General features: G+C 66.1%; 25 protein-coding genes. 8 read left to right on the top strand and 17 right to left on the bottom strand.

Annotation, left to right across the window (positions count from 1 at the left end):
* The first annotated feature begins 20 nt into the window (after nt 1-20).
* Complete coding sequence (locus FQU96_RS13100) at nt 21-569, top strand: DUF1697 domain-containing protein (RefSeq protein ID WP_146541724.1); 549 nt, start codon at nt 21-23, stop codon at nt 567-569.
* A gap of 18 nt (nt 570-587) precedes the next feature.
* On the opposite strand, the gene FQU96_RS13095 is transcribed toward FQU96_RS13100, so the two are convergent.
* Nucleotides 588-968, bottom strand: coding sequence for a VOC family protein (locus FQU96_RS13095; protein WP_146541723.1), 381 nt, complete (start codon nt 966-968; stop codon nt 588-590).
* A 100-nt stretch (nt 969-1,068) separates the two neighbouring features.
* Between FQU96_RS13095 and soxR the strand changes: the two genes are divergently transcribed.
* The gene (soxR, locus tag FQU96_RS13090; RefSeq protein ID WP_146541722.1) at nt 1,069-1,509 is read left to right on the top strand and encodes a redox-sensitive transcriptional activator SoxR; all 441 of its coding nucleotides are present in this window, start codon (nt 1,069-1,071) and stop codon (nt 1,507-1,509) included.
* A gap of 10 nt (nt 1,510-1,519) precedes the next feature.
* Here soxR and FQU96_RS13085 read toward each other — a convergent pair whose 3' ends face one another.
* From FQU96_RS13085 to FQU96_RS13060, 7 genes are all read right to left on the bottom strand, one after another.
* On the bottom strand, nt 1,520-2,278 hold the full coding sequence (locus FQU96_RS13085) for an SDR family NAD(P)-dependent oxidoreductase (protein WP_146541721.1): 759 nt from the start codon (nt 2,276-2,278) through the stop codon (nt 1,520-1,522).
* A gap of 131 nt (nt 2,279-2,409) precedes the next feature.
* On the bottom strand, nt 2,410-2,562 hold the full coding sequence (locus tag FQU96_RS42190; RefSeq protein WP_178130488.1) for a hypothetical protein: 153 nt from the start codon (nt 2,560-2,562) through the stop codon (nt 2,410-2,412).
* A 79-nt stretch (nt 2,563-2,641) separates the two neighbouring features.
* Nucleotides 2,642-3,556, bottom strand: a complete 915-nt coding sequence (locus FQU96_RS13080) for an arginase family protein (protein ID WP_146541720.1) — start codon at nt 3,554-3,556, stop codon at nt 2,642-2,644.
* Between the two features lie 138 nt (nt 3,557-3,694).
* Entirely contained in the window at nt 3,695-4,816 is a 1,122-nt protein-coding gene (locus tag FQU96_RS13075; protein WP_146541719.1) for an ABC transporter substrate-binding protein, read from the bottom strand.
* Nucleotides 4,813-5,589, bottom strand: a complete 777-nt coding sequence (locus FQU96_RS13070; protein WP_146541718.1) for an ABC transporter permease — start codon at nt 5,587-5,589, stop codon at nt 4,813-4,815. The genes FQU96_RS13075 and FQU96_RS13070 overlap by 4 nt, the downstream gene beginning before the upstream one ends.
* A 188-nt stretch (nt 5,590-5,777) precedes the next feature.
* The gene (locus tag FQU96_RS13065) at nt 5,778-6,638 is read right to left on the bottom strand and encodes an ABC transporter permease (protein WP_146541717.1); all 861 of its coding nucleotides are present in this window, start codon (nt 6,636-6,638) and stop codon (nt 5,778-5,780) included.
* Nucleotides 6,635-7,729: an ABC transporter ATP-binding protein gene (locus FQU96_RS13060; protein WP_218574710.1), complete on the bottom strand. Its 1,095-nt coding sequence runs from the start codon at nt 7,727-7,729 to the stop codon at nt 6,635-6,637. The genes FQU96_RS13065 and FQU96_RS13060 overlap by 4 nt, the downstream gene beginning before the upstream one ends.
* Before the next feature lie 150 nt (nt 7,730-7,879).
* Here FQU96_RS13060 and FQU96_RS13055 point away from each other — a divergent pair, with 150 nt between their 5' ends.
* Nucleotides 7,880-8,803, top strand: coding sequence for a LysR substrate-binding domain-containing protein (locus tag FQU96_RS13055; RefSeq protein ID WP_146541715.1), 924 nt, complete (start codon nt 7,880-7,882; stop codon nt 8,801-8,803).
* Here the strand turns inward: FQU96_RS13055 and tetR are convergent.
* Nucleotides 8,736-9,371 carry a tetracycline resistance transcriptional repressor TetR gene (tetR, locus tag FQU96_RS13050; protein ID WP_146541714.1) on the bottom strand — a complete coding sequence of 212 codons (636 nt, stop codon included), beginning with the start codon at nt 9,369-9,371 and terminating at the stop codon, nt 8,736-8,738. The genes FQU96_RS13055 and tetR overlap by 68 nt on opposite strands.
* Before the next feature lie 100 nt (nt 9,372-9,471).
* Here tetR and tet point away from each other — a divergent pair, with 100 nt between their 5' ends.
* Nucleotides 9,472-10,689 carry a Tet(A)/Tet(B)/Tet(C) family tetracycline efflux MFS transporter gene (tet, locus tag FQU96_RS13045; protein WP_146541713.1) on the top strand — a complete coding sequence of 406 codons (1,218 nt, stop codon included), beginning with the start codon at nt 9,472-9,474 and terminating at the stop codon, nt 10,687-10,689.
* On the opposite strand, the gene FQU96_RS13040 is transcribed toward tet, so the two are convergent.
* Together FQU96_RS13040 and FQU96_RS13035 are read right to left on the bottom strand one after the other, a co-directional pair.
* Nucleotides 10,604-11,602 carry an aldo/keto reductase gene (locus FQU96_RS13040; RefSeq protein ID WP_146541712.1) on the bottom strand — a complete coding sequence of 333 codons (999 nt, stop codon included), beginning with the start codon at nt 11,600-11,602 and terminating at the stop codon, nt 10,604-10,606. The two genes, tet and FQU96_RS13040, sit on opposite strands and share 86 nt — an antisense overlap.
* A gap of 115 nt (nt 11,603-11,717) precedes the next feature.
* On the bottom strand, nt 11,718-12,719 hold the full coding sequence (locus tag FQU96_RS13035) for a LysM peptidoglycan-binding domain-containing protein (RefSeq protein ID WP_178130487.1): 1,002 nt from the start codon (nt 12,717-12,719) through the stop codon (nt 11,718-11,720).
* 210 nt (nt 12,720-12,929) lie between these two features.
* Between FQU96_RS13035 and FQU96_RS13030 the strand changes: the two genes are divergently transcribed.
* The gene (locus FQU96_RS13030) at nt 12,930-14,072 is read left to right on the top strand and encodes a glycerophosphodiester phosphodiesterase (protein WP_218574709.1); all 1,143 of its coding nucleotides are present in this window, start codon (nt 12,930-12,932) and stop codon (nt 14,070-14,072) included.
* 133 nt (nt 14,073-14,205) lie between these two features.
* Here the strand turns inward: FQU96_RS13030 and FQU96_RS13025 are convergent, their stop codons facing one another.
* Entirely contained in the window at nt 14,206-14,619 is a 414-nt protein-coding gene (locus tag FQU96_RS13025; protein WP_146541710.1) for a nuclear transport factor 2 family protein, read from the bottom strand.
* A 53-nt stretch (nt 14,620-14,672) separates the two neighbouring features.
* Nucleotides 14,673-15,182, bottom strand: coding sequence for a DUF2478 domain-containing protein (locus FQU96_RS13020; protein WP_178130486.1), 510 nt, complete (start codon nt 15,180-15,182; stop codon nt 14,673-14,675).
* A 141-nt stretch (nt 15,183-15,323) separates the two neighbouring features.
* On the opposite strand from FQU96_RS13020, the gene FQU96_RS13015 reads away from it, so the two are divergent.
* Entirely contained in the window at nt 15,324-16,796 is a 1,473-nt protein-coding gene (locus FQU96_RS13015; RefSeq protein WP_146541708.1) for an aldehyde dehydrogenase, read from the top strand.
* A gap of 82 nt (nt 16,797-16,878) precedes the next feature.
* On the opposite strand, the gene FQU96_RS13010 is transcribed toward FQU96_RS13015, so the two are convergent.
* From FQU96_RS13010 to FQU96_RS12995, 4 genes are all read right to left on the bottom strand, one after another.
* Complete coding sequence (locus tag FQU96_RS13010) at nt 16,879-17,298, bottom strand: hypothetical protein (protein WP_146541707.1); 420 nt, start codon at nt 17,296-17,298, stop codon at nt 16,879-16,881.
* 54 nt (nt 17,299-17,352) lie between these two features.
* On the bottom strand, nt 17,353-18,639 hold the full coding sequence (locus tag FQU96_RS13005) for a DUF1963 domain-containing protein (RefSeq protein WP_146541706.1): 1,287 nt from the start codon (nt 18,637-18,639) through the stop codon (nt 17,353-17,355).
* 170 nt (nt 18,640-18,809) lie between these two features.
* Nucleotides 18,810-20,756 carry a cytochrome c/FTR1 family iron permease gene (locus FQU96_RS13000; protein ID WP_218574708.1) on the bottom strand — a complete coding sequence of 649 codons (1,947 nt, stop codon included), beginning with the start codon at nt 20,754-20,756 and terminating at the stop codon, nt 18,810-18,812.
* Between the two features lie 338 nt (nt 20,757-21,094).
* Nucleotides 21,095-22,390, bottom strand: a complete 1,296-nt coding sequence (locus tag FQU96_RS12995; RefSeq protein WP_255468018.1) for an MFS transporter — start codon at nt 22,388-22,390, stop codon at nt 21,095-21,097.
* Nucleotides 22,391-22,567: 177 nt separating this feature from the next.
* On the opposite strand from FQU96_RS12995, the gene cyoA reads away from it, so the two are divergent.
* Both cyoA and cyoB read left to right on the top strand, forming a co-directional pair.
* Nucleotides 22,568-23,728, top strand: coding sequence for a ubiquinol oxidase subunit II (gene cyoA, locus FQU96_RS12990; protein WP_146541704.1), 1,161 nt, complete (start codon nt 22,568-22,570; stop codon nt 23,726-23,728).
* Nucleotides 23,729-23,738: 10 nt separating this feature from the next.
* Nucleotides 23,739-25,742: a cytochrome o ubiquinol oxidase subunit I gene (gene cyoB, locus FQU96_RS12985; RefSeq protein ID WP_146541703.1), complete on the top strand. Its 2,004-nt coding sequence runs from the start codon at nt 23,739-23,741 to the stop codon at nt 25,740-25,742.
* Nucleotides 25,743-25,745: the final 3 nt, after the last annotated feature.

The raw sequence follows: 25,745 nt of genomic DNA, 5'->3' as shown, positions 1-25,745 counted from the left end.
CCTTATCCAGCGGAGTGGTCATGGCGGTCTTCATCGCGCTGTTGCGCGCCATCAATGTCACCGGCACCGGCACGCTGCCGATGAAGGACCTCAAGGCGGCCTGCGAAGCGGCCGGGCTGAAACAGGTGTCGACCTATATCGCCAGCGGCAACGTCGTGTTCAGCAGCGGCAAATCGGCGGCGGCCGTCAAGGACGTGATCGCCGGCATCCTGCGTGACCGTTTCGGCCTCACCAAGAACCACACCATGATCCGCACGCCCAGCGATCTGGCCAAGGTCATCGCCCGCAATCCGTTCGCCGATGCCGCGGCCGACCATCCCAACTGGGTGCTGGTGAACTTCCTCGAGGCCCGTCCGCCGGCCGGCGCCGCGAGTGCACTGGCCGGCTACAGCGGGCCCGAGCGCCTGCACCTCGACGGCACGCACCTCTACATCGACTACACGCAGGGCGTCGGCCGCTCGAAGGTGACACCGGCCTTCCTGGAAAAGGCGCTGTCGGTGCCATCGACCGGCCGCAACTGGAACACCACGCTGAAGCTGCTGGAGATGGCCCGCGCGATCGAGTCGTAGAGACCGGGTCGCCCGCGACTACCCGCTGCCGTACGGGCGCGTGATGACCTCGAGCAGATGGCCGTCGGGATCCTCGAAATAGACACCGCGGCCGCCGTCATGGTGGTTGATCGCACCGGCCTGCCGCTGACCGGGATCGGCCCAGTGGCGTACACCGCGGTCGCGGATGCGGCCGTAGACCTGGTCGAACTCCTCCTCGCTGATCAGGAACGCATAATGCTGCGAGCGGATCGCGCCGTCGGTCTCGTGGAAATCGAGCGATACGCCGTTGGCCGTCTCGACCACCAGGAACGGCCCGAACGGCGACGGCGCCGGCTGGCCCAGCATGTCGGCCAGGAACGTGGCCGACGCCTGCTTATCGCGGCACCAGACGATGGTGTGGTTCAATTGCACACTCACGAGTGCCTCCCGCCCCGCATGGGGCTCTGGCTCACGCTGCCTAATATAGAAGTTCAAGTGAACTTGAGATCAAGGGGGTAGCCGTGTTTTATTCGCGGTCATGGACAACCTGCTCACCATCGGCGAGACGGCGCGGCGCAGCGGCGTAGCCCCCTCGGCCCTGCGCTTCTACGAGGAACGCGGCCTGATCACGTCGCTGCGCGCCGGCTCCGGCCACCGCCGCTACCCGCGCGCCGTGCTGCGGCGGCTGGCCTTCATCGTGTTCGCCCAGCGCCTGGGGTTGACCCTGGAGGAGATCGGCGCCGAGCTTGCCAAGCTGCCGTCGGACCGCGTGCCCACCGGCCGCGACTGGTCACGCCTGTCGGGCCAGTGGGCCGGCCGCATCGACCAGCGCATCGCCGAACTGCAGCGCCTGAAGAGCGGGCTGACCAGCTGCATCGGCTGCGGCTGCCTGTCGCTGGAGCATTGCCAGCTTGCCAATCCCGGCGATCGCGCCGCGCGCATCGGCCCCGGCCCGCGCCTGTGGGTCGGGCGTTCATAGCCCAAGGGAATCAAACGCTCATGCCGCCATCGACGCGCAGCGTGCTGCCGGTGGTGAAGCTGCTTTGTGACGAGGCGAGATAGAGCGCCGAGCGCGCGATCTCGCGCGGCGTGGCGTGGCGGCCCAGCGGAATCAGTTCGTTGAACAGCTGCGTGGCATCGCGTCCGACGATCGTGCCCAGGCTGTTCTCGATGCCGGCCTGGAACGCGTTGTCGACCGGACCGGGATGCAGGGTGTTGACCCGGATGCGCCTGTGCGCCGCTTCCTTGGCGACGCAGCGCATCAGGCCGATCTGCGCATGCTTGGCGGTGATGTAGGCATAGACGCCCTCGTCGCCGCGGAAGGCCGCGACGCTCGACGTGATGATGATGCTGCCGCCATCGTTCATGCGCGGCAGGCCGTGCTTGCAGGCGTGGTAGGCCCCCTTCACATGCACGGCGTAGACCGAGTCGAAGACATCGTCGGGATACTCGGCGATCGGCGCGATGACACCGGCATTGCCGGCGTTGCTGAACAGCACATCGATCTTGCCGAACGCGGCAACCGCCTGGTCGAGATAGCGCTGGGTATCCTCGGCGCGGCTGACATCGGCGGCGACGCAGACCAGGTCGGCGGCGCCGAGGCTGTGGGCGGCGCGCTGCAGATCGGCTTCCCGCAGGTCGACCAGCACCACGCGGCCGCCCTCCTCCAGGAACAGCCGCGCCGTCTCGCAGCCGATGCTGCCAGCACCGCCGGTGATCACGCAGACCTTGTCACGCAGTTCGCCCATGACCTCCCCCCCACTGTCATCCCGAGCGCAGCGAGGGATCTTTCGATGCAGGCGCACCTGCGCGTCACCTGCAGAAGATCCCTCGCTGCGCTCGGGATGACAGCTGTATCAGGGACGCGTGATTGCGAGTACTAGCGTCTCGGCGTGGCGGTGACCGGTGTGACGGCTTCGGCGGCGCGTGGCGCCTTGCCCGACCAGATGTCGTTGGCGACCGAGCCGATCAGACCGAGTGCTGCCACGGCGAAGAGAGCGGCGATGATCCAGCACTGGTACCTGGTCGACATGTCCACAGATCCCCCTGGCCCTGTTCTTGTCCTGTGAACCCGAATCGTACGCCTTCGTTCCCTGGTTTGTGAATCTTTTTTAACGTGCAGTGGCCTGACGCTGGCGGGCGATCATATGCAGGCTGTTCAGCGCCACGGTCGCGGCCAGCAGCGCCGACATGCCGCCGACGTCATGGGGCGGGCTGACCGTGTTGATGCTGACGCCCACGAGATTGAGCCCGCCGCAGGCCGCCAACGCGGCCAGCCCCTCGCGCGCCGAGGCGCCGCCCCAGGTCGGCGTGCAGACGCCGGGCGCCACCGAGGGGTCGAAGAAATCCATGTCGTAGCAGAGATAGACCGGCCGATCGCCGATCCGGGCGCTGATGTCGGCGAACGTCGCGGCGATGCCGGTGGCCAGCAGCTGATCCATCGGGATGACGGTATAGCCCAGCTTCAGCCCGTGGTCGTGGACGCCCGGCACCATGGTCGAACCGCGCATGCCGACCTGGAACGAGCGCCGGGGATCGACCAGCCCCTCCTCCACCGCCCGCGCAAAGGGCGTCGCCGTATTGTAGCCCGGCACCGGGTAGGCATCGGTATGCGCATCGATGTGCACGGTCACCAGCTCGGGATAGATGCGATGGAGTGCACGCATCTCGGGCAGCGCGATCGCGCCGTCGCCGCCCAGGGTCACCGGCACCGCGCGCCGCGACGCGATGGCCTCGACGGCACGTTCGATCACCGGATAGGCGGCATCGACGTCGCTCGAGACCACCTGGGCATCGCCGACATCGATGACGCCGAGCGCCTCGATCGGGTTGATGCCGGTGGTCCAGTCGTAGGCGCGCAACAGATGCGACTGCTCGCGGATCGCGGCGGGCCCCAGCCGAGATCCCACGCGCTGCGGATGGGTACCGCAGTCGAACGGAATGCCGAGGATGGCGGCCTTGGCATCACCGATCTCGGTGCGATGCGGCACGCCCATGAAGCTGGGCGTGAAAGAGAACGGGGACATGGGCGATCCTGTTGCGGCTCAAACGCGAATGCCGAGAGCCACTTCATGGTGAGCCTGTCGAACCATGAAGTGGTCCGCACCACCAGGGTGCGACGCCTTCATGGTTCGACAGGCTCACCATGAAGGCTGGCGGCGGACTTACGACGCGATGGCGTCCATGTAGCGGTTCAGCGCCGTGGCGTAGTGTTCGGCATACCACTCGCTGTCGACGGCCACCTGCTTGGCGAAGTTCTCGGGCGAGCCGCAGTCGTTGACCTTGAGTTCGGCGGGCACCAGTGCCGCCGCCTCCGGATTGATCGGCCCGTTGCCGACGCGCTTCAAGAGCTCGACCTGGCTCCTGGGATCCTGGGCCGAGGCGATGAACTTCCAGGCCAGGTCCTTGCCGGGGTTGCCCTTGGGCACCAGCCAGGCGCCGGCGAACAGCACGCCCTGGTCGAAGGTGAACTGGATGCGATCGCCGACCTCCTTGGCCAGCAGCATGGAGCGCGTATGCCAGAGGTTGCCCATCACCACTTCCTTGTTGCGGAAGAGCTGCTGGCTCTCCGCACCGGTGGTCCAGAAGATGGTGTGCTGCTTGATCTGCTTGATCTTGTCGAGCGCGCGGTCGACGTTGATGGGATAGATCTTGTCCGGCGCCACGCCGTCGGCCATCAGGGCGGCTTCCAGCATGCCCTCGATGTTGTTGCGCAGGGTGCGCTTGCCGGGAAAGTCCTTCACGTTCCAGAAATCGGCCCAGGTCTTGGGCACGGCGCCACGCAGGGCCTGGCGGTCGTGGGTCAGCACGAAGGCGTAGAGATAGGCGCCGACGCCCCAGTCGGATCGGTGTGCCGGTCGCAGCTTGTCCTTGGCGACAATGCTCCAGTTGACCTTCTCCAACAGACCCTGGCGACCCAGTTCAACCGAGGCCGGCACGGTACGGTCGCAGACGTCCCAGGTCACGGCGCCGCTTTCGACCATCGCCTTGATCTTGCCCGAGGTCGGGCCGGCGCCGTTGATCATCGCCTTGACGCCGGCGTTGGCGGCGTTGAACGGCTTGGCCCAGATCTCGTCGTAGGCCGGCACGGCATCGCCGCCCCAGTTCACGATCACCAGTTCGCCGGCGGCTGCGTGCGCCACCGGTGTGAACCTCACCGCCGTCGGCACGATGCCCAGCGCTGCGATCGCCTGCAGGAAGCGGCGGCGGTGTACGCGCTTGCCTTCGGTCTGCCGGCGCAGGATTGCGAGGCAGTCATCGCGGAACTCTTGATGCTCTTGGCTCATGCAGTCCTCCTCTGCGTGCGAAGCGTGTTGATCACCACGGCGGCCACGGTGATGAGCACCATCAGCGTGCCCAGCGCGGCGATGGCGGGATCGATGTTGTCGGCCAGCCCTTCCCAGATGCGGCGCGGCAGGGTGACGACGCGGCGGCTGGTGACGAACAGCGCCACGATCGTCTCGTCCCACGAGGTGATGAAGGCGAACGCGGCGCCCGACACGACGCCGGTCGCGACCTGCGGCAGCACCACCCAGCGCATCGCCTGGCCCGGCGTGGCGCCCAGGCTGCGCGCCGCCTGCTCGAGCCGGTGATCAAGGTTAGCCAGCGACGCCGCCACCGTCAGCACCACGAACGGCAGGCCCTTCATGGCGTGGATCAGCACCAGGCCGAGGTAGCTGTCGAGCAGGCCGACGACAGCCCATGCCCGGTAGAAGGCGATGGCATGCACGATCGGCGGCACGATGATGGGCGCCAGCATCAAGAGCCGCAGGCGGCGCGCCAGCGGCACGCCCAGCCGCCAGGCGCCCACCGCGAAGGCGGTGCCCAGCGCCGTCGACAGCACCGTGGCGCCTGAAGCCACGATCAGGCTGTCGAGAATGCTCTTGGACCAGCGCGCATCGCCCACCAGGTTGGCGTAGTGGCCGAACGACATGCTGTTGGTGGGCAGCGACAGATAGCGCTCCGGCGTCACCGAAATCGGGATCACGACCAGGATCGGCAGGATCAGGAAGCAGGCCGTGGCCCAGGCCAGGACGTGGATGAAGGAGAAGCGCTGCATGGTCCGCGCCTAGTATCCCTGACACATCCTCCCCCAGCTTCGCTGGGGGAGGTGGCCGAAGGCCGGAGGGGGAGCCGACGTGGTCTCCGTTATCAAGATCTCGTCGGCTCCCCTCCGCCCCTTCGGGGCACCTCCCCAGCAAAGCTGGGGAGGACAACAGTACATCCGAGCGACCATCCTGATCCCCCCTACTTCCGCAGCGCCGCTTCGACGTCCATGAAGCGGCTGAGCCAGAAGACCAGCAGCAGGACGCTGGCCAGCAGGGTCGTGGCCAGCATGGCGGCCAGGCCCCAGCGCAAGGTCTCGGAGATCTGCACGCTGATGTACTCGGCCACCATGATGGTCTTGCCGCCGCCCAGGATGGCCGGCGTGATGTAGAAGCCCAGCGAGAAGATCAGCACGATGATGCCGGCGCCGATCAGGCCGGGCAGGCTCATGGGCAGGAACACCCAGCGGAACGCCTGCGCCGGCGTGGCGCCCAGCGCGCGCGCCGCCGGCACCAGGCTGCGATCGATGCCGCTCATGTTGGCGTAGAGCGGCAGGATGGCGTACGGCAGCATGTAGTGCACCATGCCGATCATGACGCCGACTTCGTTGCGCACCAGTTGCAGCGGGCTGTCGATCAGGCCCAGTCCCATCAGTGCACTATTGACCAGGCCCGCCGACTGCAGGATCGCCACCCAGGCGAAGGCGCGGATCAGCACGCTGATCCAGAAGCTCGCCACCACGATCGCCAGCAGGGTCTGGCGCTGGCGCGCGCTGGTGTGCACCAGCGCGTAGGCGACGATGTAGCCCAGCAGCAGGGTGATCGCCGTGGTGAGCACGCCGATACGCACCGTGGTCCACAGCACGCGTCGCACCGCGGGATTGGCGACCAGGTCGGCGTAGTTCGACAGGCCCAGGCGCGGCACCGTGACGCTCATCACCAGCACGTTGATGACCGGCACGACATAGAACAGGCCGAGGAACACGCAGGGCAGTACCAGCAACGCCCAGTACAGCCGCTCGCCGCGCGGCGTGCCGGACGACGCGACGGCGGCGGCGCTCATGCGCCCCGCTCCACGTCGGGCTCGACCAGGATCGCGGCGTCAGGCGCCCACGACGCGACCAGCGTCTCGCCTTCGCTCAGCGCGAGCGCGCCGGCGGGTATCGTCGCCGCCAGCGTCGTGCCATCGGCCAGCGCCAGGGTAACGTCGATCACCGAACCGAGATAGGTGATGTCGGCCACCTGCCCTGTCGCCGAGCATCCATCGGCCGGCGCTTCGCTGCGCTGCAGCTTGACCTTCTCGGGCCGCAGCGCCGCGACGGCGTTGGCGCCGATGGCCAGTGCATCCTGCCGACCGACAGACACGCGCGACGTCAGCGCCGGGCACTGCAGGTCGGCCATGCCGTCCGCGACGCGGGTGATCCTGCCGCGCAGGAAATTGCTCTTGCCCAGGAAGCGCGCCACGAACTCGGTGGCCGGGCGCTCGTAGAGCTCGCTGGGTGGCGCGCTCTGCAGGATGCGGCCGCGATCGAGGATCACGATGCGATCCGACATCGTGAGCGCTTCTTCCTGGTCGTGCGTCACGTAGATGAACGTGGTGCCGACCTGGCGATGGATCGCCTTGAACTCGGCCTGGAAGTCCTTGCGCAGCGCGCGGTCGAGCGCGCTCAGCGGCTCGTCCAACAGCAGGAGTTCGGGCTCGAAGACCAGCGCGCGGGCCAGCGCCACGCGCTGCTGCTGGCCGCCCGACAGCTGGCGCGGCAAGCGCCGCGCGAAGGCGCGCAGCTGCGCCATGTCCAGCACGGCGTCGATCTTGCGCTGCGCGTCGGCGCCGCGGATGCCGCGGGCGCGCAGCGGGAAGCCGACATTGTCGTTCACCGTCAGGTGCGGAAAGAGCGCGTAGCCCTGGAACACCACGCCGAAGTTGCGCCGCTCGGGCGGCAGGCCGGTGACATCCTGGCCGTCGAGCAGGATGCGGCCGGCCGACGGCGGCACGAAGCCCGCAATGCTCATCAGGATCGTGGTCTTGCCCGAGCCCGAGGGACCCAGCAGGGTCACGAACTCGCCGGCCTTGATCTCGAGATCGGTCGCCTGCAGCGCCACGGCATCGCCGTAGCGCTTCTCGATCCCCGCCAGGATGAGACTGTCCTTCACGCCGCCGTTCCGTTCCGCCCCGACCAACGCTTTTTCAGCGCCGCATCGATGGAGTCTCGGACGGGCCGGCGTTTCAGGTCAAAAACAAATATGGGTGAAACATATAACTTATGATTATAACGAAAATGACAGGCGATCCCGGGGACGGCAATGGACACGCGGCATCTGGAAGCTTTTCGCGCCGTGATCGAGACCGGCTCGATGAGCGGCGCCGCCGTCGTTCTCAGCAAGTCGCAGCCGGCCATCAGCAACCTGATCACCCGGCTGGAGGACGAACTGGGCGTTGCCCTCTTCAAACGCCGCAAGGGCAAACTGGAGGCGACGCCGGAGGCGGCCCTGTTCTTCGAGGAAGTGCGCCGCACCTTGGGCGTGCTGGAACGCACCGTCCAGGTCGCGCGCGACCTGAAGCGCTTGAAATCGGGAACCTTGTCGCTGGCCAGCCAGCCGGGCCTGGCGACCTACGTGCTGCCGCCGATCATCGCGCGCATTCTCAAGCGCTGGCCCGACGGCACGGCACGCTTCATCACGCGCTCCTCGCCCACGGTGCGCGACCTTGGCCGCATCGACGCCTTCGACATCGGCTTCGCCGAGTTGCCGATCGAAAGTCCCGCGTCGGTGATCGACATCTTCGAGATCGAGTGCGTCTGCGTTCTGCCCAAGGGCCATCCCGCCGCGCGGCACCGCGTCCTGACGCCGCAACTGCTCGACGGCGTGCCTTTCATCTCGCTCTATGCCGACCACTTCCTGCACGAAGCGATCGAACGCGCCTTCGCCGAAGCCGGGGCACAGTTGAAGATGGCGGCCCATGTCGAGTTCTTCGGCACCGCCTGCGCGCTGGTGATGGAGAGCGTCGGCGTCACCATCGTCGATCAGTCGACCGGCGCGCATTTCGAGAAGATCGGCCTGGTGGTGCGGCCGTTCGCGCCCAGGCTGTTCTACCGCTACGCCATGTTCCAGCCGACGCGCCGCCCGCTGTCGCGCATCGCCATCGACTTCGTCGCCGAGTTCAAGCGCGTGACCGCGGCCGCGCCGGGCGTCCGGGGCGACGCTTCTTCTCCAGGCCGTCGAGGATGACACCGAGCCCGTATTCGAACGCCGCCTCGGGGCCGGCATGGTGGAAGTGGGCCAGAACCTGGTCGAGCAGCGGCGGCAGCCGTGCGCCCGCGGTGCGGTCGGCGGCGTCGCTTTCGTACGCCTGCTGCTCCAGCACCGCACCCACGGTGTAGTGGCTGATGCTCACCAGCGCATAGGCCGCGTCGGTCACGCTGAAGCCGGCGTCGTTGAGAAAGCGGATCTGGGCCTCGGCGGTGCCGGACTGCCCGTCGCTCGGGCGTGTGCCGGCATGGATGCGCGCGCCGTCGCGATACGCCAGCAAGGCCTGGCGGAAGCTGCGGGCGTTCTCGGCGAGAAACGCGCGCCAGCCTTCCTCCGGCCGCGACAGGGCACGCGCATGCCGGTCGGCCAGCATCATCTCGGCCATCGCATCCAGCAGGGCCCGCTTGTTCTTGAAGTGCCAATAGAGCGCCGGCTGCTGCACACCCAGCCGCTCGGCCAGCTTGCGGGTCGTGAGCCCGTCCATGCCGACCTCATTCAGCAGATCAAGAGCCGCCTGAAGGACGGTGTCGCGCTGTAATTTCATGATGTTAGCCGCCGATCTCGCTTGACTATTTATCAGTGATAAATTTAAAAGCCAACCCGTCCTTATCTAAGATAAACAAACCACCTGCCATCTAAGGCCGCACGTGAACAAGGCCATCATCGTCATTTGCGCCACGGTCGCGCTCGATGCGGTCGGCATCGGGCTGATCATGCCGGTTCTGCCGGGCCTGCTGCGCAACCTCGTGCACAGCGATCATGTCGCAGGCCACTACGGCGTTCTGCTCTCGCTCTACGCGCTGATGCAGGTGCTGTGCGCGCCGATCCTGGGCGCACTGTCGGACCGCTTCGGGCGCCGGCCGGTGCTGCTGGCATCGCTGGCCGGCGCCGCCATCGACTATGCGGTCATGGCCAGCGCACCCGTGCTGTGGGTGCTCTATCTCGGCCGCATCGTGTCAGGCATCACCGGCGCCACCGCGACCGTGGCCGCCTCGTGCGTCGCCGACACCACGGCCGACGCCGCCCGTGCCCGCGTCTTCGGCATCGTGGGCGCCTGCACCGGCGGCGGCCTGATCGCGGGTCCCGCGATCGGCGGCGCGATGGGCAGCCTTTCGCCGCAGGCGCCGTTCGTGGCCGCGGCGGTGCTCAACGCGCTGGCGTTCCTGGTGGCCTGCATCCTGCTGCCGGAGACCCGAGCCGGGGCTCGTCGGGGCTTCTCCCTGGCCGCCATGAACCCGCTGGCGCCATTTCGCTGGTCCGGCAATCTCGCGGCGGCGAAGGCGTTGATCGGTGTCTATTTCCTGGTCGCGCTCGCCGGCCAGGTGCCTGCGGCACTCTGGGTGATCTTCACCGAGGATCGCTTCCACTGGAGCGCGGCCACCGTCGGTCAGTCGCTAGCCGTCTTCGGTGCCCTGCACGTGATCGCCATGGCCGTCGTCACCGGCCCGTTGACGGCGTGGCTGGGCGAACGGCGGGCGTTAATCCTCAGCATTGTCGCCGATGGCGTGGGGTACGTCCTGCTCGCCTTCACCATGCGAGGATGGCTGCTGATGGTGGTGCTGGTGCTGCCGGCCCTGGGCAGTATCGGTAACCCTGCCCTGCAGGCCCTGCTCTCCCAGCGCACCAGCCCGCAAACGCAAGGCGCCTTGCAGGGCATGCTCTCCAGCCTCGCCGGCATGGCCTCGATCATCGGGCCGCTGGCGTTCACGGCGCTCTATGCCGCCACGGCAGTACCCTGGAACGGCTGGCCCTGGATCGCGGGCGCCCTGCTCTGCGCCATCAGCCTGCTTCTGCTCGGCCGTCCGCCGGGACCGCAGCCGCGATCGCCCGGCGCGCCGCTTCATCCAAGCGGGGAACAACGGTAAGCGCATCGAGATTGTGCGCCAGTTGCGCGCGGCTCGATGCGCCCAGCACGACCGTCGTGACAGCCGGGTTCAGCAGGCACCAGGCGATCGCCAATTGCGCGCGCGATATGCCCAGCGCGTCGGCGATGGGCTGCAACCGCCGTGACGCGGCGATCATCGCGTCCTGCCGGCCGGCGAACACGAAATCCTGGAGCCAGGTGAAGCCCTCGGTCGTCATCCGGGTTCCAGGCGAAATGCCGGTGTCATAGCGTCCCGCCAGCACGCCCGACGCCAGCGGCGACCACGTCGTCAATCCGATGCCGTGCGCCTGCGTCAGCGCACGGTATTCGGTCTCGACCCGATGGCGATGAAACAGGTTGTACTGCGGCTGTTCGACCTGTGGCGGTACCAGCCGGTGGGCGGCAGCGAATGCGATCAGCGCCGCGATATCCTCCGCCGGCCACTCCGACGTGCCCCAGTACAGGATCTTTCCCTGCTGGACCAGGCTGTGCATGGTCCAGGCGATCTCGGCGATCGACATGTCCGGGTCGGGCCGATGGCACAGGTAGAGATCAAGGTAGTCCAGGCCAAAGCGCTGCAAGGCCTGATCGCACGCCTCGACGAGATGCTTGCGGCTCAATCCCCGGGCGGTCGGGCGGCCGCCCTCGCCACCCGTGCCGTACAGCACCTTGCTGGAGACGCAGAACGTATCGCGTGGCCAGCGCAGCGCCTTGATGGCTCGACCCAGCATGCGCTCCGCCTCGCCGTTCAGGTAAACCTCGGCACTGTCGAAGAAGTTCACACCGCGATCGTACGCCAGGGCCAGGCAGTCGCGCGCGCCGGCGTCATCCAGGATGGTGCCGAACGTTACCCAGCTGCCGTAGGACAAGGCGGACAGCTTAAGGCCGGACCGGCCCAGACGACGATACTCCATGGCATGCTCCTGTGTGCTGGCGGCGGCACCGTCGCCGCCCGCGGAGCGCAGGTAAAATACATTGTCGCGCCATCATTGAGATGTCGCCCATATCAGCATCGGCGGTTTTCGCTGCCTAGACCGTGGTTGTGGGCACGGTGAAACACAGAAAGGTTTGGTTGATGCGCTTCTTGACGGGCGCCGGATCGATGACCCTCTCACCGCTAATATCAAGCAGTATCGAATCACTTCCGTCCAGTAATACGGCATCGTCGTAGCCTGCTTTCACAAAGGCGTTCCTGAGTTCATTCGGGGTTCGACGCCCAGCCCCCTTCCAGCGCTGGCAGTAAAGGGAGAGCACATTCCACGCTTTGTGAATGCCGACGACCGTCCAGCCTGTCGCACCGTAGCCCGATACCTCCTTCCACAGGTCGTCGTTTGCGCTGGGCTTGCCGTCGACAATCACCGGTATCAGGCTGCCAAGCCCGTGCGCACAGCCGCTCGCCGGAACGCCGGACGGTGCGGCCGTCACCTGGAAGCGCCCGGGGGATTCGAAGAAGCTCAGCGCTGCGCGGTTCGGACGCGTCTGGTCGTCAGCGGTGACCCGGGCGCTCTTGTGGTCGATCACCAAGCGTCCGAAAAGGAAACCCTTGCTCCCCGGAAATCTAGGCATGAATTGAAACGCGGCCTGTGTCATCACACAATTCGGCCGCCCACGACGGATGGTCCGCAGGGTCGTTTCGAAATCCGGCTGGCCATCGATGCCAGACAAATAGTCCGTCACGCCCCAGGTGACATCGCCGGGGCTCCTCTTGTGGACTTCCATTTTGACAAGAGACAGGTTGAGCACGACGTGCTCCCACGCGTTCTCCGATGGGTCGGAGACTCGCGTTATGCCCTGGCGCACGCCATCCGTACCGACGACACGTATGATATCGAGAGGGTCGGGCGATACGGATCCGGGTTCGTCCGGGATGATCAGGCGATCGCCTGGATATATCCGATCAGGGTTCGGTCGGCGGCGCCGGAACTCGGCATTTTCGGGTGCGTCGTAGATGACACGCCATGACGCTTTTCCAAATTTCTGGGCAATCTTGGTGAGAGTATCACCTGCTAGAACGACATACGCCTGCGACATCCTACCCTCGTGAACAACGCCTCCTCGACGTGCGTCGCCTTGGGGTTGCGGCGCTTCACCGAGGTTCAAGGCAGACACGCCGTAGTGCCGTCTCATTCCCTGTGATGCTGCCATGAACAGCACTGGGGCCCCTGCTCGCGGGTCAGTGCCGTCATCGGAACGCAATAGCCGCATGCTGTGCTGCCGGCATCCTTGGCAAAGGAGAGCGCCGTGCCGCAGACTGGATTGCGCCTGTTCACCACCCTGGCGGCCCTGCTCATGAGCCTGTCTGTCGTCCCTGCCCGCGCCGATGATCCCGTCGGCAAGACGTTGAGCGCCAAGGCCGGCGTGCCCTGGCCCGCCGCCATCGCGCATCGTGGCGCCTCCCATGATGCGCCGGAAGAGACCGCGCCGGCCTATCTGCTGGCCCGCGACCTGGGCGCCGACTATCTCGAGCTCGACCTGCAGCGCACCAAGGACGGTGTGCTGATCGCCTTCCACGACGACAAGCTCAAGCGCACGACCAACGTCGCGCAGGTCTTTCCCGATCGCGCCGACCAGCCCATCAGCGCCTTCACCCTGGCCGAGCTCAAGCAGCTCGATGCCGGCTCCTGGTTCAACGCCGCGTTCCCTGATCGCGCCCGGCCCTCATTCGCCGGCCTGAAGATCCTGACCCTCGACGAGGTGATCGACATCGCCGAGGGCGGCACGCACAAGCCCGGCCTCTATATCGAGACCAAGGTGCCGGCGCAGTTTCCCGGGATCGAGAAGGACCTGAAGGCGAAGCTCGACCAGCGCGGCTGGCTGGCGGCGCGTCCGGCGCCGGCCGGCTTCGATGCATCGAAGACCGTGGGGATCGCCTATACGCCGGGCCGGGTCATCCTGCAGACCTTCGACAAGAGCAGCCTGGAGCTGCTGCAGAAGGAAATGCCCACGACGCCCAAAATCCTGCTGCTGTGGCTGGGCGAAGACGGCATCACGCCCAAGGACACCACGACCAAGGCGCCCCCCGGCGGTCCCGAACTCGCCGCCTACTACGCCCGCCAGGAAGTGAAATCGCGCGATGAATTCGCCGACTGGGTGCGCTTCGGCCAGCAACACGGCGCCATCGGCACCGGCCCGTCCGCCGCGCTCGCCAACGGCGGCGACCAGAGCTACGCCGACCTGGTGCAGCCGTGGATGAACGAACTCACGCACACCGCGGGCCTCGTCATCCACGTCTACACCGTCGACGAGCCGGCCGATTTCAAAGCGGTGATGGCCCGCGGCGTCGACGGCATCTTCACCAACCGCATCGCCGAACTGCTCGCCTTCCAGGGCCGTGCACCGGCAACGCCATCGAAGGCCGACATCCTCGCCCGACACAAATACTGACGGCGACGGAATCACGCGTCCCTGATACAGCTGTCATCCCGAGCGCAGCGAGGGATCTTGTGAAAGTGACGCACGCGTGCGCCTGCATCGAAAGATCCCTCGCTGCGCTCGGGATGACAGCGGGCAGCGAATCCTAGTCTGTCGCCGGCACTGAATGGTGCTCGTGCTGGATGCGCCAGGCCCCGTCGACCTTGCAAAGCCCGATGGTCAGTCGAAACTGGAAGCCGTCCGGCACGGGAGGGCCACTGACCGTGGCCGACCCGCAACGCATGACGGCAGCCGCAAAGGCCGCGGTGTCGCCGGCCCATATGTGCAGCTCTTCGATGTCGAAGGCTTGACCGGGTTGATGATAGGCGAAGAACAGATCCCAGGTGCTCCGGTACGCCGCCAAGCCCAGCGACCGCAGCGGCGGTGGCACATCGAACATCACGATATGGTCGTCGTGATGCGCCACTATGGCCGGCAGGTCATGTCGCCGGACGGCGTCCGCCCAACCTTCGATGAGCGCCCTGATCTCGGCTTCCGCGGTTCCATCCCGTTGCGACATCGTGCTTGCGCCTACGAATAGCCGCCCCGAGGACGAACGAGGCGTTTTCAATCCTACATGGGCTGACGGACGCTCCGCCACCACGCGTCGATCCGATCGGCGTCAGCGGGAACGACGGTGAACAACGGCGCGGCAAACGCTTCCCAGGCCGCGAAACAGGCCGCAGAGACGGACGTCAGCAAGGGTGTTCCTGCCTCGATGGCCGCGCCGAACGCATCGCGCAACCCGCTGCCGCCCGCTTCGAGCTTGCCGAACTTGCTCAGCATCACCAGATCGCAGCCGCCGGCGACATCGCGCCGAACGGCAGCGGCGGCCGCGAGCACGCCATCGCTCGCCAGATGGCAGCCTGTCGACCCCGGCCCGAGATCCTGGAACATCGCAAAGCGCTCGCCGCTGCTCAGGCTGCGCAGGTAGCCGGCACTGCAGGCACGATCGGGCAGATCGTGATCCTCGGCGATCACGCCCGCCAGGCGGCCGGACGCTTGCCAGCGCTGCGCCAGGCCCCGGAACAGATCCTGGACCCGCGCGCCCGGTGCGCCCTGCACCACGGCGATCTTCTTCATGAGCTCAGCCCATCCGTGACGACGCTGTATATGCGGAACTATAGCGAATGGACATGACAGGTCCAGGGTCATGCTCGTACAAGCGCCTCACAGCAGGCATAGAGTCAGGTCGGCCTGACGCGTCGTCCACAGGAGGATCATGTGAAGACCTATCAGCACTTCATCGGCGGCCAGTATGTCGATCCGCTCGGCGGCAAGTGGATCGACAGCATGGACCCCTATCGCGGCGAGGCATGGGCGAAGATCCCGCAGGGCTGCGCCCGCGACGTCGATCGTGCCGTCAGCGCGGCGGCCCAGGCCATGCAGGGCCCGTGGTCGAAGCTGACGCCCTCGGCGCGCGGCAAGCTGATGCTGAAGCTGGCCGATCTTGTCGCCGCCAACGTCGATCGCCTGGCCGAGGTCGAGGTGCGCGACAACGGCAAACTGCTGGCCGAGATGCGCGGCCAGCTCGCCTATCATCCCGAATGGTGGCGCTACTTCGGCGGGCTGGCCGACAAGATCGAGGGCGCCGTCGTGCCGATCGACAAGCCCGACACGTTCGCCTTCACGCGGCACGAGCCGATGGGCGTTGTGGCGGCGCTGACGGCGTGGAACTCGCCGCTGCTGTTCATCGCCTGGAAATGCGCGCCGGCGATCGCCGCCGGTTGCACCGTCGTGGTCAAGCCGTCGGAGTTCGCCTCGGCCTCGACCTTGGAATTCGCCGCCCTCACCAAGGAAGCCGGCTTTCCCGACGGCGTCTTCAACGTCGTGACGGGCCTGGGCCAGGAGGCCGGCGCCGCGCTGGTCGATCATCCAGGTGTCGCCAAGATCACCTTCACCGGCTCGGACGCGACGGGCGCCAAGATCTACGCGCAGGCGGCCAAAACGATGAAACGCGTCTCGCTGGAGTTGGGCGGCAAGTCGCCCAACATCGTGTTCGCGGACTGCGACCTGGGCGCAGCGGCGGCCGGTGCCATCTCCGGCATCTTCGCCGCCACCGGCCAGACCTGCATCGCGGGCTCGCGGCTTCTGGTGCAGAACTCGATCAAGGACGAATTCAGCAAGAAGGTCGTCGAACTCGGCCGCACCGCCCGCAAGGGCGATCCGATGAAGCCGGACACCAATATCGGACCGGTCACGACGACACCGCAGTATCGCAAAATCCTCGACTACATGGAGATCGCCAAGGCCGAGGGCGCACGCTGCATCCTGGGCGGCGGCGCCGCGAGCGACCTGCCGGGCGGCCAGTTCGTCGAGCCGACCATCTTCACGGACGTGAAGCCCGAGATGCGCATCGCCCGCGAGGAGGTCTTCGGACCGGTGCTCTCGATCATCGGCTTCGAGGACGAAGCCGAAGCGGTGAAGCTCGCCAACGACACGATCTACGGCCTGGCCGCGGGCGTCTGGACCAAGGACATGAACCGGGCGCTGCGCATGTCGGCGGCGCTCAAGGCCGGCACCGTCTGGGTCAACACCTATCGGGCGATCAGCTACATGATGCCGTTCGGCGGCATGAAGCATTCCGGCATCGGCCGTGAAAGCGGCATCGAGGCGATCCGCGAGTATCTCGAGACCAAGAGCGTGTGGATCTCCATGGCCGAAGGCTCGCCCGCCAACCCGTTCGTCATGCGCTGAGGCGCGGGATGGCGCCAGCGTGCTGGCAGCCCGGCGATCAACGTCGCCGGGCTGCTGATCGTGGGCGCGTGCCACGGCGCAATCAGGGCGCCGTCAATGAGAACATCTGGACGGATTGCACGTCGTCGGCGTACTCGGCGTGGATTGCCAGGCTACCGAGCACAAAACGATCCCAGGGCGGTTTCTTTCCCAGGATCGGCAGCACGGTCGCCTCGCCTGTGCGGCCGGGCGGACCAAGAAGGCGTCGAATCGCGACCCGTGACATCATGAATGTCAGACCACCTGGGATGGGATGCGCAAAACCGCTGTAGCCATCCTTTCCGGCCGCGTAGAGCTGTACCGTGTCGATGTGCTTGTTGTCGGGCAGGACGAAGGAGAGACCCGCGTCGCGGACACTCACATAGGTGCAATCGCCGATCGACTGGACAACCGGATGCTGCGCCTTGAGCACGTCAAGAAGGTCCTCGATCGACCGGCCGAGGAGCGTCTCCACATTGTTCATGAGCGCGGCCGCCACAGGAGCGCACCGCAGCGGCCGTACGCTACGCGCCGACGTTCAATCCTGTTCATAGATCAACCATGCCCGATCGAAGCGACGATCGCGGATGTCCTGCTCCCGCATGAGCACATAGAAAGCGCCCGGCAGGTCGAGCCCGACGGCCTGGTCGCGGCCGATCTGCAACACCAGCTTCCAGTCCTTCGCGTCGGCCAGCAGGCGCTTGGCGGCATCGCTCTGGTAGGCTTCCGGCCGGCCGGCATCGATGCCGTTGGATGCCAGCTGGCTGGTCGACTGCATCCCGTTCTGGATCGCACGCGGCCAACCGCCCAGTTGGTGGTTGCGGTTGCCGTCATCCGTCGGCCATCCCAGCGACGCAATCCAGTCGCCGTACATCGACGCCGCCTCCTGGTCGATCTGCAGCATGTCCCACGATGCATCGCCGACCGGGATCGTCGTGACGACGGATCGCGGCGACACGGCCGCCGGCTTGAACACCGTCCACGGCGACAGCCTGGCCACGTCAGCGAGCTTCGCCGGCAGCGGCGCGCGCGCCAGCGACGATACCGGTGTCTGGTCCCAGATCAGCCGGACGCCCACGGCCGACCGTGGCTCGAAGGTCGCCGGGTTCTGCCAGTAGTCGTGAAACAGCAACAGGCGACCGTGATCGGGCAGGCTCTTGTCGAAGCCGGGTGCTTTGGACAGCGTCGCCAGATCGAACTGGCCGATGAAACTCAGCGGGAATGCCGACGACACCGCGTCGGCCATCGCCAGACGTTCCTGGCTGTATTTGGCCGCATGCTCCGGCGATGTCGGGGCGGTCAGGGCGTCAAAATCGACACCCTTGTCCGCACCCGCCTTCTCCATGATCTCGCGTGTCGCCTTGGCCGCTTCCGCGCGCTGCCGGCGCCGCTCCTCGACATGCTTTCGTCCCTCCTCGGCCGGCAGCCACGGCGGGACCACGCCGGCATCGGCGAGCGCGTCGGCGGCCTCCTTGCGGTAGGCTTCGGCAAGCGATGTGGCGCCGTCATACGGCGGCCGGGTCGGCCATGCGACATCCTTCGCCAAATCCGGCAGGCCGCCGATCTTGCTGGCGCCGGCCGGAATGGACGCCTCGTCGCGTACCGTTGTCTCCAGGACCAGCGCCGGCAACGACCGGTCGGCGATGCGCCGAGCGGCGCCCCGCGACATGCCCGTTTCGTGCAATCGCGCGATGAGTTCGCCCTTGCTCGTCGGCAGTGTCGCCTGCTGCTGGTCGCCCTGCTGCGCGTGACTGGATACGTCGATCGCACTGAGCGCACCCACCATGACGGCGACCCCGGCGATGGTCCTGATGGTCTTGTTCATCCCGGTTCAACCCCGCGATCCAAGTCCATCATTACTACTCGCCTCCGGCGCCCTGGTCGATGCAGGCCCATCGACGCCGATGGGCACCGCTCTTTGCCAGTAGCAACTGATCTTTTCTCACCGGCGAGAACGAACGCGACGGTAGAGCTGCCGGAAGGGCCGTCCCCGGTTCAGGCCGTCGCTCGCTTCCGATTGAGCCAGAGGCCGGTCACGATCAGGAGCACGGTCACCACCTGCAGGCCCAGCCCCTGCGCGGTGGGATGGATGCCCAGCAACGGCAACGAGATGAAGCGCACCGCGGTGGCGTCCAGCACACCGGCCTCCTGCAGCGCCGCCACACCGTTGCCCACGAACACCACCGCCATCACCGCCAGCAAGCCCCCAGTGACCGCGAAGAACGGGCCGATCGGCAGCCGCACGCCATAGCGCAGGATCGCGCCGCCGATGATCACCAACAACAGCGCACCGGCCGCCATGCCGCCAAGTACCGCACCATGCCCTTCCGATCCCGCCTGGGCCCACAGCGTCTCATAGAACAGGATCACCTCGAACAGCTCGCGATAGACGGCGAGGAACGAGATGCCGGCCATCGCCCACAGCGTTCGCTTGCCGAGTGCCGTATCCACCTGCTCGCGGATGAATTTGTTCCACGCCTGCGCACTCGATCGACTGTGCAGCCACCATCCGACATACAGCAGCATTACGGCCGCCAGCAGCGCGGTGACGCCCTCCGTCACCTCGCGGTCGGCACCCGAGATACTGATCACGTAGCTCGCCACGGCCCATGTCGCGGCACCCAGCACCACGGCGCCCATCCAGCCGAAGTGAATGTAGCGCAAGGCGTCGCGCCGGCCGGTCTTCACGACGAAGGCGATGATGGCCGCCAGCACCAGGATGGCTTCGAGGCCTTCGCGCAGCAGGATCAGCAGCGAGCTGACGAACGCCGCCGTCGTCGACAGGTTTCCGCTGCCGAGCTTCTCGTCAGCCCGATCGAGCAGCGCCTTGATCTTGTCGACCTGTGCCGTCACCGCCTCGGCTGGTTTGCCATCGCCGATGGCCGAACGCAGGGCCATCATCTCTCGTTCGGTCTCGGTGCGCAGCGCCGCATCCACGTTGTCCAGAGCCGCCTCGACCAGTTCAAAGCCCTCGAGATAGGCGGCGATGGCCAGGCGTCGTGCCCCCTCGCGGTCGCCGCGGGCGTAGGCTTGCGCCGCCTCGTCAAGCTTGGCGCGCGAGAAGTCCAGCGGCGCCGGCGCCGCCGACTGCACGGCCTGGGGCTCCTGCGTCAGGTAGGCGCGCACGGCGTCCAGATCGGAGCCAGCCTGCGCCACTTCCCCCGGCGCCTTGGTCACGAGCGGTCGCAGACCATCGAAGACCGTCTTGCCCTCGCCGCGCCGCCATGCGGCTGCGCCCTTGGCGACAGTGTCGGAATCCGCCCGCAGGCCGGCGGCGAAGAAGGTCAGTGCCCAGCGGTCGGCCTCGGAAAGCTCGGAGAAGGCGCGCATCGACGTGCCGTCGACGCCGAGCGTAATGGTATTGTACAAGCCATAGAGGCTGCGCTGCCGCATGCGCGCCTCATCGTGGAAGTTGCTGGGGGCGGGTTCCATGCCCTTGGCCAGTTGCCCGTCGCCGCGTCCCTGCGCACCATGGCACGCAGCGCAATGCTCCGCGAACAACTTGCCGCCCGCCGCCACATCCGGCGCCTTGCGCGGCGCCACGCTCACCCGCCACGCCTGGATCACACCATTGCGCAGCGCGGTGGCAAGCGTCGACACCTCATCACCCGGCGCCTTGGCATCGATACGCTCCAGCAGGGTCTTCGCCTGCTGCAGCAACGCCGGCTGCGCCGGCTGCGACGGCAACTGGCCGAGCAGTTCGATCACCTGCGTCGCAAACTCGCGCTGCTCCTGGAATTCCTCGGCATTGAGAATTTTGCCGTCCTGCACGAACTCGGGATAGTCGACACTCACGTAGTCGAGCATATGGACGATCGTCTGCGCCTTGGCATCGTCGGTCGGCGCTGCAAATGCGGGGCCGTGCAGGCCCAACGCGAGTACGGCACACAACAACCACCGTCCGGCGGCCGCGGCCATCAACCTGCGAGGCCAATCGATCATTCTCATTTGCCAGCCCTCTACGCCCCTCATGCCTCGCACCTGATCGGCTTTCGCCGCCGCGATCGGCGCACAACCCCCGCGTTCAGCGGCTGCATCGCGGGACCATCACTGGCGCCGCATATTCACCGCCACGCAAACGTCTGCTGCTGATCAGGCATCTTGGTCCACTTTAGTGCAACTACGAACGAGTCGCAACTCGCCGCATGCGGCCTTTTCGGTAGAAAAGGCGTCAGAGTGGCGTCAGAAGGCACCTCAACCACATTGCCCGTGTGGATGACCGTGACGAGTCGCGCGGATGAACGAAACGCGCCGCTATGCGGATACCGCTGATGCGTTCGTCACGGCTCTCGGTGTGCCCGCTTCCGGTTCACCACCAGCGCCAGCAAGGTACAGGCTGCGCCGGACAGAAGATAAGCGCCGGCAGACATGAGGCCAAATTGGCTGGCCAGCAGAAGCGCGGCAAGCGGTGCAAATCCCGCACCGATCAGCCACGCGAAATCGGCCGTCAGCGCCGATGCCGTGTAGCGATAGATCTGGGCGAACCGCGATGCGATCGCACCTGACGACTGCCCGAAGGACAGCCCCAGCAGGATGAAGCCGAGAACCATGTAGACGGTCTCGCCGACAATGCCGGCATCGAGCAGTTGTGGCGCAAAGCCGCTATAGGCCGCGATCGCCATCGCCGATCCGAGCAGCAGCGCATCGCGTCCCACGCGGTCGGCAATGACACCTGACGCGACAATCGCCGCGACGCCGAACACCGCGCCGATCGCTTCGATCACCAGGAAGCGTGCGGGGCCGTCCTCGGTGTAGAGGAACACCCACGAGAGCGGAAACACCGTGACCATGTGGAACAAGGCAAAGCTTGCCAGGGGCGCGAAAGCGCCGATGGCGATGTTGCGTCCCTCGCGCCCGATCGTTTCGATCGCGGAAACAGGCTGAAGCGAACGGCTTTCGAACAAGCCCATGTAGTCCGGCGTTGCGACCATCCGCAGCCGGGCGAACAACGCAACGACGTTGATCGCGAAAGCGACAAAGAACGGATAGCGCCAGCCCCAGCCGAAGAAATCCTCGGCCGAGAGATTGCCGGCGAAGAACGCAAACAGGCCGCTCGCCACGATGAGTCCCAACGGCGCACCGAGTTGGGGAATCATGGCATACCAGCCGCGACGATGCGCCGGCGCATTGAGCGCCAGCAGAGATGCGAGGCCATCCCACGTGCCGCCCCAGGCGAGTCCTTGGCCGATGCGGGCCAGGGCCAGAAGCCAGGCGGACGCTGCGCCGATCGTGTCGTAGCCCGGCAGGAAGGCGATCGCGACTGTCGAGGTCCCCAGCAGAAACAGCGCGAGCGTCAGCTTCACCCCTTTGCCGTGGCGGCGATGAAGGGCTGTGAAGATCACCGTGCCAAAGGGTCGCGCCACGAAGGCGAGTGCGAAGATGGCGAACGCGTACAGGGTTGCGGTCAGCGCATCCGCGTACGGGAACACCAGCCGCGGAAAGACGATGACCGAGGCAATCGCATAGACGAAAAAATCGAAGAACTCCGATGTCCGGCCGATAACGACGCCCACGGCAATCTCGCCCGGGCTCGCCGTCTCATGGCTGCCGCCGTGTCGCACGTCTTGTTCGGCCATTGCCGGTGATCGCGTCATGATCGTTCAAGCCATCCAGAAGCATTCGCCGCGCGGCATTATCAGCCTCATGTTCTCGCGCTTTGGTCGGCCGAGACATTGGACAAAATGTCCAATGTCTTCCCTGCTGCGCCGCCGTTAGGGCTGTCTGCCGACCGGAGACCGTCGACAGGTTCCATCGTGCGACTCGTGAAGACCCTTGCGTTGCTGTCGCTCTGCGCCGCCGTGGGCGGCTGCAACTTCGTGGTGCTCAACCCATCCGGCGATGTGGCGGCACAGCAGCGCGATCTCATCGTCATCTCGACCGGGTTGATGCTGCTGATCATCGTGCCGGTCATGGTGCTGACCGGGCTGTTCGCCTGGCGTTACCGCCACGCCAATACCGCGGCACGCTACGAGCCGGACTGGGATCACTCGACCCATCTCGAGCTTGTCATCTGGGCAGCGCCGCTGCTGATCATCATCTGCCTCGGTGCGTTGACATGGATGGGCACGCACCTGCTCGACCCCTATCGCACGTTGGGACGTATCGATGCCGGACGCCCGGTGCCCGCGGCGGTGAAGCCGCTCGAGGTGCGGGTCGTCGCGCTCGACTGGAAGTGGCTGTTCATCTATCCGGACCACGGCATCGCCACCGTCAACGAACTCGCCGCGCCGGTCGACCGGCCCATCCATTTCCGCATCACCTCGTCATCGGTGATGAACTCCTTCTACATTCCGGCGCTGGCGGGACAGATCTATGCCATGGCCGGGATGGAGACCAAGCTCCACGCGGTCATCAACAAGCCTGGTGTCTATCCAGGTTTCTCAGCCAACTACAGCGGCGCCGGTTTCTCCGGCATGCGGTTCGCCTTCCATGGCATGACGGCGCAGGCCTTCGATGCCTGGGTGGCCAAGGCCAAGGCCGGCGGCGGCGCGCTCGGAAGATCGGACTATCTCGAGCTCGAACGGCCGAGCGAAAACGAACCCGCGCGCCGCTACGCCAGCGTCGATCCAACCCTCTACAAGGCCATCCTCAACATGTGCGTCGAGCCCGGCAAGATGTGCATGGGCGAGATGATGTCGATCGACGCCCGCGGCGGACTGGGACTCGCCGGCACGTACAACACCCTGCCGCTGACCTATGACAAGCACACCCGGCGCGGTGCCGTGTTCGGTCCCGGACCGTCCTACGTCGTGGGCATCTGCACCATCGACGAGCTCGACGTGGAGATGCCCCAACCCCTCGCCGCTCCGCGCCGGCTGACGCCGATCACCGGCCGAGGACTGGAACGCCCCATGTTCACGCCGGCACGACCCTCGGCGACGCCGCCCTTGGCCGGAACACGATCACAATCCTGACGGGAACGGCATGTTCGACGATCCGAACCTGACGAAAGCCATCTTCGGCCGCCTCACATGGGAGTCGCTGCCGCTGCATGAGCCGATCGTGGTTGCCACCTTTGCCGCCGTGGCGCTCGGGGGCGCGGTGCTGCTCGGTGCGATCACCTATTTCCGCCTCTGGGGCTACCTGTGGCGCGAATGGTTCACGACCGTCGACCACAAGAAGATCGGCATCATGTACATGGTGCTGGGCATCGTCATGCTGCTGCGCGGTTTCGCCGACGCGATCATGATGCGCCTGCAGCAGGCGATCGCGTTCAACGGGTCGGAAGGCTATCTCAACGCGCATCACTATGACCAGATCTTCACTGCCCACGGCGTGATCATGATCTTCTTCGTGGCCATGCCGCTGGTCACCGGTCTGATGAACTATGTCGTGCCGTTGCAGATCGGCGCGCGTGACGTCTCCTTCCCGTTCCTCAACAATTTCAGCTTCTGGATGACCGTCGGCGGCGCCGTGCTGGTGATGGTGTCGCTGTTTGTCGGCGAGTTCGCGCGCACCGGTTGGCTTGCCTATCCGCCGCTGTCGAATATCGGCTACAGCCCCGACGTCGGCGTCGACTACTACATCTGGGCGCTTCAGGTTGCCGGTGTCGGAACAACGCTGTCAGGCATCAACCTGATCTGCACGATCGTCAAGCTGCGCGCGCCGGGCATGACGATGATGAAAATGCCGGTCTTCACCTGGACGTCGCTCTGCACCAACGTCCTGATCGTCGCATCGTTTCCGGTGCTGACCGCGGTGCTCGCACTGCTGTCGCTCGACCGCTATGTCGGCACGAACTTCTTCACGAACGACTTCGGCGGCAACCCGATGATGTATGTCAACCTCATCTGGATCTGGGGCCATCCGGAAGTCTACATCCTCATCCTGCCGCTGTTCGGCGTCTTCTCCGAAGTAACCGCGACCTTCTCGGGCAAGCGCCTGTTCGGCTACACCTCCATGGTCTATGCGACCGTGGTCATCACGATCCTGTCCTATCTCGTCTGGCTCCACCACTTCTTCACCATGGGATCGGGCGCCAGCGTGAATTCCTTCTTCGGGATCACGACCATGATCATCTCGATCCCGACCGGCGCGAAGATGTTCAACTGGCTGTTCACGATGTATCGTGGCCGCATCCGGTTCGAACTGCCGATGATGTGGACGGTGGCTTTCATGCTGACCTTCGTCGTCGGCGGCATGACCGGCGTGCTGCTCGCCGTGCCTCCAGCCGATTTCGTGCTGCACAACAGCCTGTTCCTGGTCGCGCATTTCCACAACGTCATCATCGGCGGGGTGCTGTTCGGTCTCTTCGCCGGGATCGCCTACTGGTTCCCCAAGGCGTTTGGATTCAAGCTCGATCCGTTCTGGGGCAAGCTCTCCTTCTGGTTCTGGGTCGTGGGGTTCTGGTTCGCCTTCATGCCGCTCTACGTGCTCGGCCTGATGGGGGTCACCCGACGGCTGCGCGTCTTCGATGATCCTTCATTGCAGATCTGGTTCGTCATTGCGGGCTTCGGCGCCGTCCTGATCCTGCTGGGCATCGCCGCATTTCTCGTGCAGATCGCGGTCAGCGTGCGGCGCCGCGAGGCCTTGCGCGACACTACCGGCGATCCATGGGACGGGCGCACGCTCGAGTGGGCGACCGCCTCGCCACCACCGGACTACAATTTCGCCTTCACGCCGGTCGTCCACGACAACGATGCCTGGTGGGACATGAAACGGCGCGGCTACCGGCGGCCGGTCTCGGGTTTCGGTGCCATCCGCATGCCGAGCAACACCGGCGCGGGGATCATTCTCGCAGCGCTCAGCACGGCGCTCGGCTTCGGCCTGATCTGGTACATGTGGTGGCTGGCCGCCTTGAGCTTCGCGGCGCTGCTCGCGGTCGCCATCGGTCACACGTTCAACTACCACCGGGAATTCGATATCCCCGCCGGCGACGTCGAGCACGCGGAGACCGCGCGCACGCGCCGGCTTGCGGCGGAAGCCTGATCC

This window comes from Reyranella sp. CPCC 100927 (assembly GCF_007859315.1).
Lineage (GTDB): Bacteria > Pseudomonadota > Alphaproteobacteria > Reyranellales > Reyranellaceae > Vineibacter.
This window is presented reverse-complemented; position numbering and strand designations above follow the sequence as displayed.

Bases quoted from the DNA above. Each gene is read 5' to 3' on its own strand.
- FQU96_RS13100 (WP_146541724.1), top strand. From the start codon at position 21: ATGGCGGTCTTCATCGCGCTGTTGCGCGCCATCAATGTCACCGGCACC.
- soxR (WP_146541722.1), top strand. From the start codon at position 1,069: ATGGACAACCTGCTCACCATCGGCGAGACGGCGCGGCGCAGCGGCGTA.
- FQU96_RS13085 (WP_146541721.1), bottom strand. From the start codon at position 2,278: ATGGGCGAACTGCGTGACAAGGTCTGCGTGATCACCGGCGGTGCTGGC.
- FQU96_RS42190 (WP_178130488.1), bottom strand. From the start codon at position 2,562: ATGTCGACCAGGTACCAGTGCTGGATCATCGCCGCTCTCTTCGCCGTG.
- FQU96_RS13080 (WP_146541720.1), bottom strand. From the start codon at position 3,556: ATGTCCCCGTTCTCTTTCACGCCCAGCTTCATGGGCGTGCCGCATCGC.
- FQU96_RS13075 (WP_146541719.1), bottom strand. From the start codon at position 4,816: ATGAGCCAAGAGCATCAAGAGTTCCGCGATGACTGCCTCGCAATCCTG.
- FQU96_RS13070 (WP_146541718.1), bottom strand. From the start codon at position 5,589: ATGCAGCGCTTCTCCTTCATCCACGTCCTGGCCTGGGCCACGGCCTGC.
- FQU96_RS13065 (WP_146541717.1), bottom strand. From the start codon at position 6,638: ATGAGCGCCGCCGCCGTCGCGTCGTCCGGCACGCCGCGCGGCGAGCGG.
- FQU96_RS13055 (WP_146541715.1), top strand. From the start codon at position 7,880: ATGGACACGCGGCATCTGGAAGCTTTTCGCGCCGTGATCGAGACCGGC.
- FQU96_RS13040 (WP_146541712.1), bottom strand. From the start codon at position 11,602: ATGGAGTATCGTCGTCTGGGCCGGTCCGGCCTTAAGCTGTCCGCCTTG.
- FQU96_RS13035 (WP_178130487.1), bottom strand. From the start codon at position 12,719: ATGTCGCAGGCGTATGTCGTTCTAGCAGGTGATACTCTCACCAAGATT.
- FQU96_RS13025 (WP_146541710.1), bottom strand. From the start codon at position 14,619: ATGTCGCAACGGGATGGAACCGCGGAAGCCGAGATCAGGGCGCTCATC.
- FQU96_RS13020 (WP_178130486.1), bottom strand. From the start codon at position 15,182: ATGAAGAAGATCGCCGTGGTGCAGGGCGCACCGGGCGCGCGGGTCCAG.
- FQU96_RS13010 (WP_146541707.1), bottom strand. From the start codon at position 17,298: ATGAACAATGTGGAGACGCTCCTCGGCCGGTCGATCGAGGACCTTCTT.
- FQU96_RS13005 (WP_146541706.1), bottom strand. From the start codon at position 18,639: ATGAACAAGACCATCAGGACCATCGCCGGGGTCGCCGTCATGGTGGGT.
- FQU96_RS13000 (WP_218574708.1), bottom strand. From the start codon at position 20,756: ATGATCGATTGGCCTCGCAGGTTGATGGCCGCGGCCGCCGGACGGTGG.
- FQU96_RS12995 (WP_255468018.1), bottom strand. From the start codon at position 22,390: ATGGCCGAACAAGACGTGCGACACGGCGGCAGCCATGAGACGGCGAGC.
- cyoB (WP_146541703.1), top strand. From the start codon at position 23,739: ATGTTCGACGATCCGAACCTGACGAAAGCCATCTTCGGCCGCCTCACA.